The following is a 13,358-nucleotide window of genomic DNA, read 5'->3' as shown; positions in this document are numbered from 1 at the left end:
GCGCGGAAATCCATGAACTAAAACCCTTCCCGGCGCCGGCCGGCGCGTGCGAGCTCCCGCGCGCCGAGCGGCGGGCGCGCGGCCCGCACCTCGGCGAGGATGTTGAGCAGGCGGTCCGCGGCCGCGTCGCCGCAGCAGCGCCGCGCGTAGTGGCCCGCCGCTCGGCGCGCGGGAGCTCGCACGCGCCGGCCGGCGCCGGGAAGGGTTTTAGTTCATGGATTTCCGCACGTTTGTCCGGACGCTGACGGCTCACTGGAAGCTGTTCGTGGGCGCGCTGCTGGCCTGCCTCGCGGGGGCCGCCGCCGTCACCGCGCTCCAGACGAAGAGCTACCAGTCGTCGGCCACCGTCCTCATCTCGTTTTCCGGCGAGACCGACCTGGCCCAGGTGTATTCGGGAACCCAGGCCGCCCAGGAGCGGTTGTCGTCCTACGCGGCGATCGCCGGCGGGCACGCCGTCGCCGAGCGCGCGGTCAAGCAGTTCCACCTGCCCATCGGCGCCGACGCGCTGGCCAGCGAGACGCATGTGGAGTACACGCCGAAGTCGACGCTGTTCACCATCTCCGTCACGGATACCGATCCGAACCGCGCCGCCGCGCTGGCGAAGGCGATGGCCGACACCTTCACCGGGATCGTCGGCACGTTGGGAATGAATCCGAAAGACCCGGTGGCACTGGTGAACAGCTCGCCGCCGCAGGCGCCACCGCCGCAGGCGCCCCCGACCCAGGGCCCGACACAGGTGCCCACGGCACCGGACACCGACGGCCCGCCGGCCACGCAAGCCGGCGGCGACACCCCGACGGTGGACCCGCCAGCGCCCCCGGCGCAGGTGGCCACGCCGCAGGCGCTGCCGCCGCAGGTTGCCCCGAATACGCCGATGGCCAGGGCGACGGTGATCGAGCAGCCGGGCGTGCCGGACAGCCCGATCAAGCCGGTCCCGGTGCGCAACATGGCCATGGGCCTCGCGGCCGGCCTCCTGTTGGGGACGGGGGTGGCGTTGACGCGCGAGGCCGCCGATCGCACCGTGCGCGATCGCGCGAAGCTGGAACGCCTCTCCAATTTGCCGACCCTGGCCGAGCTGCCCGGAAGGCGCGGCAACGCACCGCGATTCGGCACCGACATCTCGTTCGACGACGCGGTGCGCGGCCTGCGGGCGCGCCTGCTCCGCGCGATGGAACCCGGCGCGCGCCGGGTGCTGCTGACGGCGCCGTTCGGCGGGGAGGGCACCACGACCACGGCGGTCAACCTGGCGCGGGCGTTCGCCGAATCCGGCGAAGACGCCCTGCTCGTCGAGGGCGACACGCGCCGACCGGTGATCGCCGGCCTGCTGAAGGTGGACTCGGGAGAGGGGCTGGGCAATGCGTTGTCCGACCCCGACATCGCGACGGAAGCCGTTAAGCCGACGACGATTCCGGGGCTATTCGTCCTGGCGGCCCGCGCGGTGCGCCGGGACACGCTGCCCAGCAGCGCCTACCTGCCGGAGGTCCTCGACAAGGTGCTGGCCGACGTGTCGGCCAGCTTCGACCGCACGGTGGTCGACGGCCCGCCGGTTCTGGCGACCGCCGACGCCGGGCTGCTGGCCGCGGCGGTGCAGGCCACCGTGCTGGTGGTCCGCGCGGGGCGCACCACGGAGGACGAACTCAGCGACGCGCTCACCGCGCTGCGCGCCGCCGGCGCCGACGTCGTCGGCACCGTGCTGACCGATGCGCGGATATCCCGGCACGCCCGGGCCGCGGCCCGCACCTACCGGACCAAGGTAGGCCGGCCGGCGTGATCCTGTACCTGCGGAGCCGGCACCGCCTGGCGATGTCTGGAGCCGTCCTGGCGGTATTCGCGTTGGGCTGCTTCGTCTTCGGCGTGCTGTCCGTGCGCAACACCACCCAGGGGGTGATGTTGATCGGCCTGTCGTTCTGCCTGGTGATCTACTGGACGAGGCCGGCGACGATGATCGGCGTCGCGCTGTTCCTGGCGTTCGCGGCGCTGCCCCAGGGCCTGCACGTCGCCAAGGTGATCGGCCCCGTCTCCATCAACGCCTACCACGTGGCGCTGGCGCTGGCCATCTGCTTCGCGCTGCCGGCCGTGCGGTTGCGCTTCTCGGAGTATCTGTTGCCGGGCATGTTCGTGATGATCGTGGCGTACTTCGCCGCGGTCGGGTTCGCGACCGGTCATTCCGCGCCAATCATCGTGCGCGAGGCCACCTTTCTGCTCGAGATGGTCGGCGGGTTCATCCTGGCGCTCGTCATCGTGTACGGCGACTACGTCAAGCTGTCCATCCACGCGATGGTGATCACGCTCTGGTTCTCGGCGGCGATGGCCGTCCTCAGCTCCTCGGGCGGCCTGCGCCTGGCGGGCAGGCTGGAAAGCCTGCAAAGCGACACGGGCGACACGGCCACCCGCGTCATCACCGCCACCCTGACGCCGGCGATCGCGGTGCTGGCCGCCCTGGTGGCGGCGCAGATCGTCGGGCGGCTGGCGCCCATCTGGTACCTCGCGTTGGGCCTGCCCGCGCTGATCGTCTCGGTGCTGGCCTTCTCCCGGAACACCCTGATCGCCCTCGGGGTCGCCGCGCTGGTCGCGTTCGTCGCCACGCTGGGGTGGTCGTCCCTGCGGCGGGCCGCGCGGCTGGCCCTAACCGCGGCCGGGATCTTGGCGGTGGCGGTGCCGGGAGCACTGTTTTTGCTGCAGCATTCGACGGCCGGCGAGTGGCTGGGCGATCAGATCACCGGATTCAGCCACCGGGTGCTCGGCGGCGTCTCGAGCAACGCGCTCGCCGTGGACTCCTCGACGCTGGCGAGGCTGGCCGAGGACGCCAAGCTCAACCGGGCCATCGCCGGGGCGCCGGTGTTCGGCCACGGGCTGGGCTACGCGTATCAGGAGCCGTTCGGCAACGACCCGGACGAGTTCACCAACACACTGGGCACCACCTATTCGCACAACTTCTACCTGTGGTGGCTGGCCAAATCGGGTGCCGTCGGCATGGCCGCGTTCGCGGTGTTCGCGCTGACGCCGGTGGTCGCCGCGCTGCGCAGCGCGTCGGCGCCGGCGTCGGCCGCCGCGGCGGTCTCCGCCGGTCTGCTGGTGATGTGCGTCGTCGACCCGCTGCCCGAAGACCCGGCCAACGCCATGACGCTGGGCATGGCGCTCGGAGCGGCCCTGGCGTTCGCGCGCCTGCGGCGCCGAACGAGCACCCCGGCCGACATCGACGAGCCGGCCACCGAGCCGATGCCCTCGCTCGCGGGGGCCGCGCGGTGAGCGCGAGCCGGAATCCGGTGCGGGTGTTGGTGATCGGGCCGGCGCCCGCGGCGGCGGACAGCCGCGGCGGCATGGCGACGGTCGCCGCCCTGATGGCCGTGCATCCGGACGAGCGGATCAGCGTCGCCGTGGTGCCCACCTACGTCGACCGGTCGCGGTCGGCCAGACTGCTGGTGGGCATCCGCGGAATGCTGTGCGCCAGTTGGCTGTTGCTGCGCGGCCGCGCCGACGTGCTGCACGCGAACCTGGCCCAGGGCGGCAGCGTGCTGCGCAAGGCAGTGCCGCTGGCCGCGGCGCGGCTGGCCGGCGTGCCGGCCGTGGTGCACGGACACAGCTACGACTTCGGTGGCTGGTTCGACCGGCTGCCCGCACCGGCGCGGACGACGGTGCGCCGGATGCTCGTCGCCGATCACTGGCTGGTGCTGGGCGAGCGCCACGTCGACGAGTACGCCGCCCGGCTGCGGGTGCCCGACGGCCGGATCAGCGTGCTGCACAACGCCGTCCGCATCCCGGAAACCGCGGTGGCCCAATCGGGTGTCGACCTCGTGCACGCGGTGGCGCTGGGCCGGTTGGGAAGGCGCAAGGGCAGCTACGACATCGTTTCGGCCGTCGGGGCGCTCGATGAGACGGTTCGCCGCCGGCTGCGCGTGACCCTGGCCGGCGACGGCGAGGTCGACGACGTGCGCGCCGCCGTCGCGGCGGCCGGTCTCGGCGACACCATCCGGGTGACCGGCTGGCTCGATGCGGCGGCCCGCGACGAACTGCTGCGCGCCGCGCACGTTTTCCTGCTGCCCAGCCGCGACGAGGGCCTGCCGATGGCGCTGCTGGAGGCGATGGCGTACGGGCTGGCGCCGGTGACCACGACGGTCGGCAGCATCGGCGAGGCGGTGACCGACGGCGTCACCGGCGTTGTCGTGCAACCGGGTTCGCCGGATCAGATCGCCGACGCGCTGAGCGCGCTCGTCACCGACGATCCCCTGCGCGCGCGGCTGGGCGCCGCCGCGCGCGCCCGCGCCGGCGACTTCGCGCTGCGGCGCTGGTACGACTCGCTGGCCCGGCTGTGGACCGGCCTGGCGGGCGCGGCCGCGCCGGGGCGCGAGACGTCGCTGAAATCACTGCCCGTTCGCTGATATCGTCGAGTCCCGCGGAATGTCCAGCGTGGCAATCGGATACAGTCCGGCGCCGTCGCGGCCGTCGCGGGCCAACGCCATCGGCGCGTAGTTCACCACGTGCGATGCGCCCGGCTTGTGCTGCTGCCAGTCGACGGACGCGCGCAGCGTGTAATGGCCCGGCGCCAGGCCGTTCAGGTCGATGCGCACGGTCTCCGTCGTCGACGCCGGGACCGCCTCCTCGCGGGTGGAGCCGGTGTCGTCGCTCACCAACGTCTTGAGGTTGACCGTCGCCGGCAGGCTGCGCACCACCGTCCCGGAGAAGTCCACCAGCTTGTACCCGGGCGCCCACTGCTCGGTGGTGGCCGCCGAGCCGTAGTTGGTCCAGACGACCGAAATGGTCGCCGCCTTGCCCTGTAGCGATTGGGAGCCCGGGCGCCCCTCGACCGAATACCGGTAGCCCGCCGAGGTATTGGCCTGGGCCCACAGCAAAAACAGCCCGGGGTCCATCGCCGAGCGGGACTCGCGGTCCGCGAAGTTGACGCTCGACGTCATCGACACGTGGTACCGGACGACGTCGTGCAGGCCCTTCTCGTAGTAGGACCGCGGGTCGGTTCCGTTGGGCAGCTGGCACCACTCGGTGATCACCGGGGCGGACGCCATGCGCTGCTTGAGCGCGCCCACGACGGCGTCGTTGCTGCGCACGTATTGCGAGTCGCTGGATTCGGCCCACGCCGGCAAGGGCGCCTGCACGCCAAGGCAATCCGAGCGGACACCCACCGGCGCCGAGAGTTTCTTGGTCACGTCGTCGGCCAGGAGCTCGCGCACGATCTCGGGGTTCTGCGGCGTGACCACCAATTGCGTGTGCGGGAAGGCGTTGACGTTCGCCGCGACCAGCTGCCGAATCGAATCGGTGGTGATGCTCTGATCGCGGAACTGGCTGTAATACCCCAGCATCGCGTTGCTCTCGTCGGGCGCGGGACCGGGCGCGCCCAACACGTCACGCAGGTAGGCGATGTGGTTCTCGCTGAAATCCCCGTACCCGGAGAACTCGAACACGGACAGGCGCTCGTCCCCGTCGTAGCGTCGGCCCAGGGCGGCGAGCAGCTGGGAGAACGCGTTCAGGTAATTCGGGTCGTTCCAGCTCGGCACCACCTGGGTCACCCCGGGCGTGGGGCTGTTCGCCGGCGCGGGATACGGGGTGGACGCCGACCGCATCCAGTCGGGGATCGCGATGTTGGTGTTGTCGGGATAGGTGTCGTTGCAACAGGAGTTGTAGGCGTACACGCGCAGCGTCAGCCGCATGTTGCGGTTGGCCAGCTTGGTCAGCGCGTCGTCGATCGCGCTGAAGTCGAACTTGCGGTCGTCGGGCGCGTCCGGCGGCAGGGTGCGCGGGTCGGTCGGCTGCAACTGCCGCCACGAGATGCGCATGCTGGCGTCGTAGGACGCCGGCCACGCCGGGTACCGCTGCTGCGCCGGATTGCCTTGCGGGAAAAGCGGAATCAGCAAGTCCTCGTACTGGCCGCGCAGCGGGTTGGCGATTTCCTGAACGGTGGGCGGGATGGCCGGAAAGACCATCGCGGACAGCGGGCCCGGATTGGGATGCCCGCCGCACCCGTTCAGCAGCAGCGCCGTGCCCGCGATGACCGCGGCGAGGGCCCGTTTGCCCCTTCGATTCGACGAACGAAACATGTGGGCTAGATCGCGCCTAACGACAGCGCCTCGCGGTCGGCGAGGAACGGCATCGGCATCCACCGCGCGGCCAGCAGCGCTTCCATCGCGTTGCCCGGGACGGGCCGGGACAGCAGGAAGCCCTGCGCGCGGTGGCAGCCGTGTTGCATCAAAGTCAGTGCGGCGGCGGGTGTCTCGACTCCCTCGGCGACCAGTTGCAGGCCGAACGCCTCGGCCAGTCCGATGATCGCCCGGACGATGGCCAGATCTCCGGCATTGGTGCCCAGGTCGCGCACGAAACCGGTGTCGATCTTGAGCATGTCGACCGGAAGCGACTTCAGGTGCGACAGAACCGCATAGCCGGTGCCGAAGTCGTCGATGGCGATCTGGACACCGACCTCCTTGAGCTCGTGCAGCGTCTTGCGGGTGGTTTCGATGTCATGGACGACGGCCCGCTCGGTGATCTCGAGACAGACCGATCCGCCGTCGATGCCGAACTCCTCGATGGTGTCGGCGACGCTGCGCACGAAGCCGCGCGTGATCAGCTGGATGGGCGAGACGTTGATGCGCAGGACGGCGCTCTGCCCGATGCCGTTGGCCCGCCACCGGCTGAATTCGGCGCAGGCGCTGCGCATCACCCACCGGCCCAGCTCGCCGGCCAGGTTGGTCGATTCGGCCACCCCGATGAACGAATCCGGCAGCAGCAGGCCCCAAATCGGGTGCCGCCAGCGGACCAGCGCCTCGGCGGCCACGATGGCGCCGGTCCAAAGGTCGACCTCGGGCAGGTAGTGCAGCAGCAGCGCTTCGCTGTCGATGTCGCCCTGCAGATGCAGCTCGATGTCGTTGCGGAAGGCGCTTTTCAGCGACATGTCGTCGGTGGACAGCGCGACCTGGTTGCCGCCCCCGCGCTTGGCGGTCAGCACGGCCTCGTCGGCCCGGCGCAACAGGTCGGTGCTGTTGTCCCGCCCCGGCATGCCCACCGCCAGCCCGATGCTCACGGTCCGGGTGATCATGTGCCCGCCGATCGCCAGTCGCTCGCGCAGCATGGTCCCCAGGCGGCGCGCGAACGACTCCGCGGTCCCCGTCGACATCGCCTGGTCCGGGATGACGACGAACTCGTCGCCACCCAGCCGGGCAATCATCGCCTGGCCGCCCGCGCACACCCGAATGCGTTGCGCGAAAACGCGGATGAACCAGTCGCCGGCGGTGTGGCCGAGGTAGTCGTTGATCGGCTTGAGCCGGTCCAGATCGAGGTACAAAACCGCGACGGGCCCCGGGCTGCCCGGCGCGAGCCGTTCGGTCAGGTGCGCGACCAACGCCCGCCGGTTGTACAGGCCGGTCAGATCGTCGTGCTCGGCGAGGTAGCGCAGTCGTTCCTCCGCGGCGATGCGGGCCTGCAGCTGCGCGAACAGCGCGGCGACCGCCTCCAGGGTGTTGATCTCCTCCTGTTTCCACTTCCGCGCGCCGTTCTTGACGAAGCCGAGCACCCCGGTGGTGGTGTCGCCCGACACCAGCGGTGCGGCCGCCACCGAGGGCGACGCCGGTTGCTTGGCCCCTCCCGCCCGGCGCCCGAACGCGCGGTTGTTCTGCTCCGGGCGGATCACCACCGGCTTCCGTCCGTGCTCGCACTGGGCGAGAACCGGGTCGGCGCTGGTGAAGTGGACGACGGCCATCGGATCCGGGTCCGGGATGTCGGTGCGCGGCGGCCACTCCGCCACCAACACCGAGGCGCGGATGTCGTGGTCGTGATGGCGCAGAAAGCTGGCGTCCAGATTGAACTGCTCGACGAGCTGGGCGAGCACCCTTTCACTCACCTGGGTCGCAGTGGACCCGGTCGCCTCCATCAGCTGCGTGGCGACGGAGGTGACGACGAGATCCAGGCTGCGCGGCAAGGACTCCTCCGATCGGGCACGTGTCCCAGCTGGGCTTGGCCTTGTCAGGGGCCCAAATCAAGGATTTTTCGCGGTGGCTGTATTCGGCCCGGGGCAGGTCACGAATTGCTGCGAAGCGTATCATGTGCGACCCGGCTCAGCCCCGGTCACGCCTGGCGCTCAACGAGGATAAGGAACCCACAAATGTCCGTCGCACGCTCGGCGAAACGTCGGCTCGCACCGGCGGCCAAGACCTTGGCGCCACGGCTGTTCTGGCGGCGCAAATTCCGCATCCTGCGGCGGCTGGGCGAGTCCCGCCCGGACGTGCAACTGGTTGCGTCCCTGTGCAATCCCGACCGCGTCTCGCTGGACATCGGGGCCGACGTCGGCGAATTCAGCATCGCGATGCTGGCGTCGTCGCGCTCGGTGATCGCGTTCGAGCCGCGGCCGGCTCAGGCCCGCGAGCTGGCGGCGATGTTCGACGCGGTCGGCGCGGCGGTCCGGGTGGAAGCCGTGGCGCTGTCGGACCGGCCCGGCGTCACCACGATGCGCGTGGTCGAATCCGACCCGGGCCGCAGCACGATCGACACGGCCAACGCCCTCGGCGACGCGGACGGGGGCACGGTCGGCACCATCGACGTGCCGGTCAAGCGAGTCGACGACCTGGGCCTCGACGACGTCGGAATGATCAAGATCGACGTCGAGGGCCACGAACTGGCCGTGTTGCGCGGCGCCACGGACACCCTCGCCCGCAACCGGCCGGCGGTCCTGGTGGAAGCCGAGGAACGCCATCACCGGGGCGCCGTCGCCGCGATCACCGAGCTGCTGACGGGGCTCGGCTACCGGGGCTACTTCGACGGCGGCGACGGGCGGCGGCCCATCGAAGAGTTCGACGCGGCCACCCACCAGGACCCGGCGAACATTGGCGGCATCCAGGACGGCTGGGCGGCCCGGGGCGTCTACGTCAACAACTTCGTCTTCGTCCCGACGGGGCAGTGAGACAGCTCACAGTCGCGCCGTGACTGTCACGCCCCGCCGGGCTCCGGTGTCTCAAGGGCAAGAGTCCCGTGAGAGTAGGAGACAGACATGACCGATCCGGCCGCCCCAAGCACCCACGTCGTCGTCGTCGGCGGCGGATACGCCGGCACCCTGGCCGCCAACCACCTGCGCCGGCGCGCCGGGGTCGACATCACCCTGATCAACCCGCGCCCGGTCTTCGTGGAGCGGATCCGCCTGCACCAGTTGGTCGCCGACACCGGCGCCGCGCTCGCCGACTACGACAGCCTGCTGGGTGACGGCATCGGGCTGACGGTCGACGCCGTCGAGCGCATCGTGCCCGCCGACCGGCGGGTGGTGCTGGGTTCGGGCGCCGAACTGGACTACGACTACCTGATCTACGCCGTCGGCAGCACCGGGGCGCTGCCCTCGACGGTGCCCGGGGTGGCAGAGTTCGCGCACTCGGTCGCCGACCTGGAAAGCGCGCAGCGGCTGCGCTACGCGCTGGCCGACCTGCCGCTGGCCGCGCCGATCACCGTCGTCGGCGGCGGCCTGACCGGCATCGAGACGGCGTCCGAGCTGGCCGAGCTGGGACGCCCGGTGACCCTGGTCTGCGGCGGCCTGCTCGGCCCGTCGCTCAGCCGCCGCGGGCGGCGTTCGGTGGCCAAGCAGCTGCGCGGCCTCGAGGTCAACGTGCTCGAATCCGTGTCCGCCACCGAGGTGCGCTGGGACGCGGTGGCGCTGTCCGACGGCGCCGTGCTGCCCAGCGCGGCGACGGTGTGGACGGCCGGGTTCACCGTGCCGGACCTGGCGGCGCGCAGCGGGCTGAGCACCAACGCGGCGGGCCGGCTGCTCACCGACGAGACCCTGACCAGCATCGACGACGCCCGCATCGTCGCCGCCGGTGACGCGGCCGCGCCGTCGGGCCAGCCGCTGCGGATGAGCTGCCAGGCCGCCGGGCCGTTGGGCGCCCAGGCCGCCAACACCGTGCTCAGCCGCATCGCCGGCGAAACCCCGGCGCCGCTGGACCAGGCGTTCACCGGCCAGTGCATCAGCCTGGGGCGCTCGCATGCGACCGTTCAGCTCGCCCGCAAGGACGACACCCCGGTCGAGCTGTACCTCGGCGGCCGGTTCGCGGCCTCGGTGAAGGAAACGGTGTGCAAGGGCACGCTCTGGGCCATCCGCCGCGAGGCCGCCAAGCCGGGCTCGTACTTCTGGTTCAAGGGCGGCAGGCGGCTCGCGCAGTCGCCGGCCGACGAGCGGGTCGCGTTGCCATGACGGCTGCGTCCGAGCACGCCGAGCGGTTCACGCTGCTGCGACCGTTGCTGTTCACGATCGCCTACGAGATCCTCGGCTCGGCAACCGAGGCGGACGACGTGTTGCAGGACAGCTACCTGCGCTGGGCGGGCGTGGACCTGGGCGGCGTGCGCGACACCAAGTCCTACCTCGCCCAGCTGGTCACCCGGCAGGCGCTCAACGCGCTGCGCGCCGACGCGCGCCGCCGCGAGGAGTACGTGGGGCCGTGGCTGCCCGAGCCGCTGCTGCTCGACGACCAGGATCCCTCGGCCGATGTCCTTCTGGCGGAATCGGTTTCGATGGCGATGCTGGTCTTGCTGGAAACACTGAGTCCCGACGAGCGGGCGGTGTTCGTGCTGCGCGAGGTGTTCGGTTTCGACTACGGCGAGATCGCCGAGGCGGTCGGCAAACCGGCGCCGACCGTGCGCCAGGTCGCGCACCGCGCGCGCGAACACGTGCGGGCGCGGCGGAAACGGTTCGAGGCGAACGACCCCGATCGCAACGCCGAGATCACCGCCCAGTTCCTGGCCGCGGCGGCCGGCGGTGACGTCGAAGCGCTGATGTCGATGCTCGCGCCCGACGCCACCTGGACGGCCGACAGCGGCGGCATCGTCAGCGCGGCGCGCCGGCCGGTGGTCGGCGCCGACCGGGTGGCCCGGGCCGTCGCCGGGCTGATGCGCCGGGCCGCGGCCATGGCCGGGGTCCGCGTCGACATGGTCACCTGCAACAGCGCCCCGGCGGTGTTGCTCTACCTCGGCGACCAGCTCGAAGGGGTGATCACGCTGGAGATTTCCGACGGCAAGATCACCAACTTCTACGTGATGCGCAACCCGCAGAAGCTGGCGGCTTTGGCCAGCACCCGTGACATCAGCCGCGGCTGAGCGGCGGGCGTGCCGCTCTGTCAAGCTAGGTCGGTGCGAATCGACCGGCTTGGCGACCTGGGCGCCGCGCCCGGGGTGCTGCGTGCCGTCGGCGACGCCACCGCCCGGCTCGGGTTGCCGCCGCCGGCCGCGCTGACCGGCGAGTGGTTCGGGGCGTTGGCCGTGATCGCGCCCAGCCTGGCGGCGCGGCCGGTGGACGCCGGCGACGCGTTCGCGGTCCCACAGGCCGCGCCGGCGCCCGATTCGCAGGCGGTGGGCGGCGGCTGGGTCGGCTACCTCTCCTACCCCGATCCCGGCGCCGACGGGCGCGGCAACCGGATCCCCGAGGCCGCCGGCGGCTGGACCGACTGCGTGTTGCGCCGCGACCGCGACGGGCAGTGGTGGTACGAAAGCCTGTCCGGCGCCCCGATGCCGCGGTGGCTGACCGCCGCGCTGGCGGCCCGGCCGGGCCGGCCGCGCGATTGCCGGATCGACTGGGGCGCCGCCGACCGCGCGACGCACCGCGGCGGGGTCCTGTCCTGCCTGGCGGCCATCCGCGCCGGCGAGGTGTATCAGGCCTGCGTATGCACCCAATTCACCGGCTTCCTGACCGGCGCCCCGTTGGACTTCTTCGTCGACGGGGTCGCGCGGACGTCCCCGGCCCGCGCCGCCTACGTCGCGGGGCCCTGGGGTGCGGTGGCATCGCTGTCCCCGGAGCTTTTCCTGCGGCGCCGCGGCACGGTCGTGGCGTCGAGCCCCATCAAGGGCACGCTGCCGCTGGACGCGTGGCCGTCGGCGCTGCGGGCGTCTGCCAAAGAGGTCGCCGAAAACATCATGATCGTCGACCTGGTCCGCAACGACCTCGGCCGGGTCGCGGTCGTCGGCACCGTCACCGTCCCCGAGCTGCTGGTCGTGCGGCGCGCGCCCGGAGTGTGGCACCTGGTTTCCACGGTGTCGGCGCGGGTGCCGGCCGAGCTCCCGACGTCGGCGCTGCTGGACGCCGCCTTCCCCCCCGCCTCCGTCACCGGAACCCCGAAACACCGTGCCCGGCAACTGATTTCGCAATGGGAACAGCATCGGCGCGGAATATACTGCGGCACAATTGGTCTGGCGTCACCCATCGCCGGCGCCGAGCTGAACGTCGCGATCCGGACGGTCGAGTTCGACGCCCGGGGCGGCGCCGTGCTGGGCGTCGGCGGCGGGATCACCGCCGACTCCGATCCCGACGCCGAGTGGGAGGAGTGCCTGCACAAGGCCGCCCCGATCGTCGGGCTACCGTCCGTCGCGCCCGCGGCCTCGGTGGGCTGAAGCGGTCGGTTGGGTGAAACCTCAGCGGCCCGGCCATGAATTTCGGATAATGCCCCACGCCGCCTGCCCGGTCGTCCTAAGCTTCAGGGATTGACCCGCGCCGATCGCGTGTCGACAGCTTGAGGGGGCCGTCATGAGAATCGCCGTCCTGGGCGCCGCTGCGTCCGCCCTGATGGGTGGGACGCTCGCGGTTACGCCTCTGACCTCGGTCAGCGCGCCGCTGCCGGCCGCCGGGCCATGCACCAACGGCGGGGCGGGATGCGAGAAGGTGGCATCTGTCCTGATGCCCGAGACGCCGAAGCCGTCGGGGCCGGGCGCCGAGGCCGCGGAGGCTCCGCCCGTGCCGTTCCAGCAGGCGGCCAACGTGACGGGCCCCGGCGCCCCGCCGGCACCGGGTGGCCCCGCGGCCGCCGCGGTGCCCGGGATGGGCTCATCGGGAATCGGCGGGGCGCCCGTGGGCGGCGTGCCCGCGGTGGGCGCGCCCGGGGTGGGCGACCTGGCCGGGCTTCCGGACCCCAACCTCGTGCTGCCCGCCCTGGCCGGGCTGCCGGCCGCCGCGGCCATCCCGAACAGCGCGGCCGTCGCGCTGTCCGTCGTGCAGGGCGTCGTGGGCGTGGGCGGCAGCGTCGTCGGCATCGGAACCGGCGCCGTGGCCAGCCTGAGCACCGCCGCCATCGCGCTGGTCTACCTCAAGAACGCGGGCCTGCTGCCCGCCAACTTCACCCTGGGCGTCCCGGGAGTCGGCATCCCGGCGCTCCCGGGGTTCGGCCTCGCGGCCCTGCCCGCCGCGGCGGCGACCGTCCCCGGCGCGGCCGCGGCCATCCCCGCCGTGTTGGCGTCGGTCCCGGCGGGGCTCCCGGCGGGCCTGCCCGCGCTGCCGGCCGCACCCGCGCTCCCGGCGGCGCCCCCGCTGCCTGCGATGCCGGCTGGTCAGCCTGTACGACCGGGTCGAGGCCGCCCGGGTGCCCGGCCTGCTCGACGCGATGCGGGACGGCGCG

Annotated in this window: 10 protein-coding genes and 1 pseudogene; 8 read left to right on the top strand and 3 right to left on the bottom strand. The window is 72.1% G+C overall.

Features of this window, described 5'->3' with window-relative positions:
* Positions 1-17 precede the first annotated feature (17 nt).
* Positions 18-182, bottom strand: coding sequence for a hypothetical protein (locus A5673_RS29165; protein ID WP_156748307.1), 165 nt, complete (start codon positions 180-182; stop codon positions 18-20).
* Positions 183-214: 32 nt separating this feature from the next.
* Between A5673_RS29165 and A5673_RS16715 the strand changes: the two genes are divergently transcribed.
* From A5673_RS16715 to A5673_RS16705, 3 genes are read left to right on the top strand one after another with little or no spacing between them, the layout of a single operon-like run.
* Complete coding sequence (locus A5673_RS16715) at positions 215-1,771, top strand: polysaccharide biosynthesis tyrosine autokinase (protein ID WP_068234521.1); 1,557 nt, start codon at positions 215-217, stop codon at positions 1,769-1,771.
* Positions 1,768-3,249, top strand: coding sequence for an O-antigen ligase family protein (locus A5673_RS16710; protein WP_068234518.1), 1,482 nt, complete (start codon positions 1,768-1,770; stop codon positions 3,247-3,249). The genes A5673_RS16715 and A5673_RS16710 overlap by 4 nt, the downstream gene beginning before the upstream one ends.
* The gene (locus A5673_RS16705; protein ID WP_068234515.1) at positions 3,246-4,379 is read left to right on the top strand and encodes a glycosyltransferase family 4 protein; all 1,134 of its coding nucleotides are present in this window, start codon (positions 3,246-3,248) and stop codon (positions 4,377-4,379) included. The genes A5673_RS16710 and A5673_RS16705 overlap by 4 nt, the downstream gene beginning before the upstream one ends.
* Here A5673_RS16705 and A5673_RS16700 read toward each other — a convergent pair.
* Positions 4,362-6,050: a hypothetical protein gene (locus tag A5673_RS16700; protein WP_068234512.1), complete on the bottom strand. Its 1,689-nt coding sequence runs from the start codon at positions 6,048-6,050 to the stop codon at positions 4,362-4,364. The genes A5673_RS16705 and A5673_RS16700 overlap by 18 nt on opposite strands.
* Positions 6,051-6,055: 5 nt before the next feature.
* Positions 6,056-7,921 (bottom strand): bifunctional diguanylate cyclase/phosphodiesterase, encoded by a 1,866-nt coding sequence (locus A5673_RS16695; protein ID WP_068234509.1) that lies wholly within the window; start codon positions 7,919-7,921, stop codon positions 6,056-6,058.
* Positions 7,922-8,104: 183 nt separating this feature from the next.
* On the opposite strand from A5673_RS16695, the gene A5673_RS16690 reads away from it, so the two are divergent.
* From A5673_RS16690 to A5673_RS29160, 5 genes and pseudogenes are all read left to right on the top strand, one after another.
* On the top strand, positions 8,105-8,899 hold the full coding sequence (locus tag A5673_RS16690; RefSeq protein WP_068234506.1) for an FkbM family methyltransferase: 795 nt from the start codon (positions 8,105-8,107) through the stop codon (positions 8,897-8,899).
* Positions 8,900-8,986: 87 nt separating this feature from the next.
* Positions 8,987-10,174: an NAD(P)/FAD-dependent oxidoreductase gene (locus A5673_RS16685; RefSeq protein ID WP_068234503.1), complete on the top strand. Its 1,188-nt coding sequence runs from the start codon at positions 8,987-8,989 to the stop codon at positions 10,172-10,174.
* On the top strand, positions 10,171-11,073 hold the full coding sequence (locus tag A5673_RS16680) for an RNA polymerase sigma-70 factor (protein WP_068234501.1): 903 nt from the start codon (positions 10,171-10,173) through the stop codon (positions 11,071-11,073). Before A5673_RS16685 ends, A5673_RS16680 begins: the two co-directional genes overlap by 4 nt.
* Positions 11,074-11,106: 33 nt before the next feature.
* Positions 11,107-12,360 carry an aminodeoxychorismate synthase component I gene (locus A5673_RS16675; protein WP_068234498.1) on the top strand — a complete coding sequence of 418 codons (1,254 nt, stop codon included), beginning with the start codon at positions 11,107-11,109 and terminating at the stop codon, positions 12,358-12,360.
* Positions 12,361-12,493: 133 nt separating this feature from the next.
* A pseudogene (locus tag A5673_RS29160) lies at positions 12,494-13,358 on the top strand (hypothetical protein); the annotation flags it as partial.

The sequence above is a fragment of the Mycobacterium sp. E3198 genome, assembly GCF_001667015.1.
GTDB lineage: Bacteria > Actinomycetota > Actinomycetes > Mycobacteriales > Mycobacteriaceae > Mycobacterium.
The sequence above is the reverse complement of the archived record's forward strand: the minus strand, read 5'-3'. Positions and strand labels throughout refer to the sequence as shown.

Coding starts and splice junctions, on each gene's coding strand:
- A5673_RS16680 (WP_068234501.1), top strand. CDS start 10,171: ATGACGGCTGCGTCCGAGCACGCCGAGCGGTTCACGCTGCTGCGACCG.
- A5673_RS16685 (WP_068234503.1), top strand. CDS start 8,987: ATGACCGATCCGGCCGCCCCAAGCACCCACGTCGTCGTCGTCGGCGGC.
- A5673_RS16715 (WP_068234521.1), top strand. CDS start 215: ATGGATTTCCGCACGTTTGTCCGGACGCTGACGGCTCACTGGAAGCTG.
- A5673_RS16690 (WP_068234506.1), top strand. CDS start 8,105: ATGTCCGTCGCACGCTCGGCGAAACGTCGGCTCGCACCGGCGGCCAAG.
- A5673_RS16700 (WP_068234512.1), bottom strand. CDS start 6,050: ATGTTTCGTTCGTCGAATCGAAGGGGCAAACGGGCCCTCGCCGCGGTC.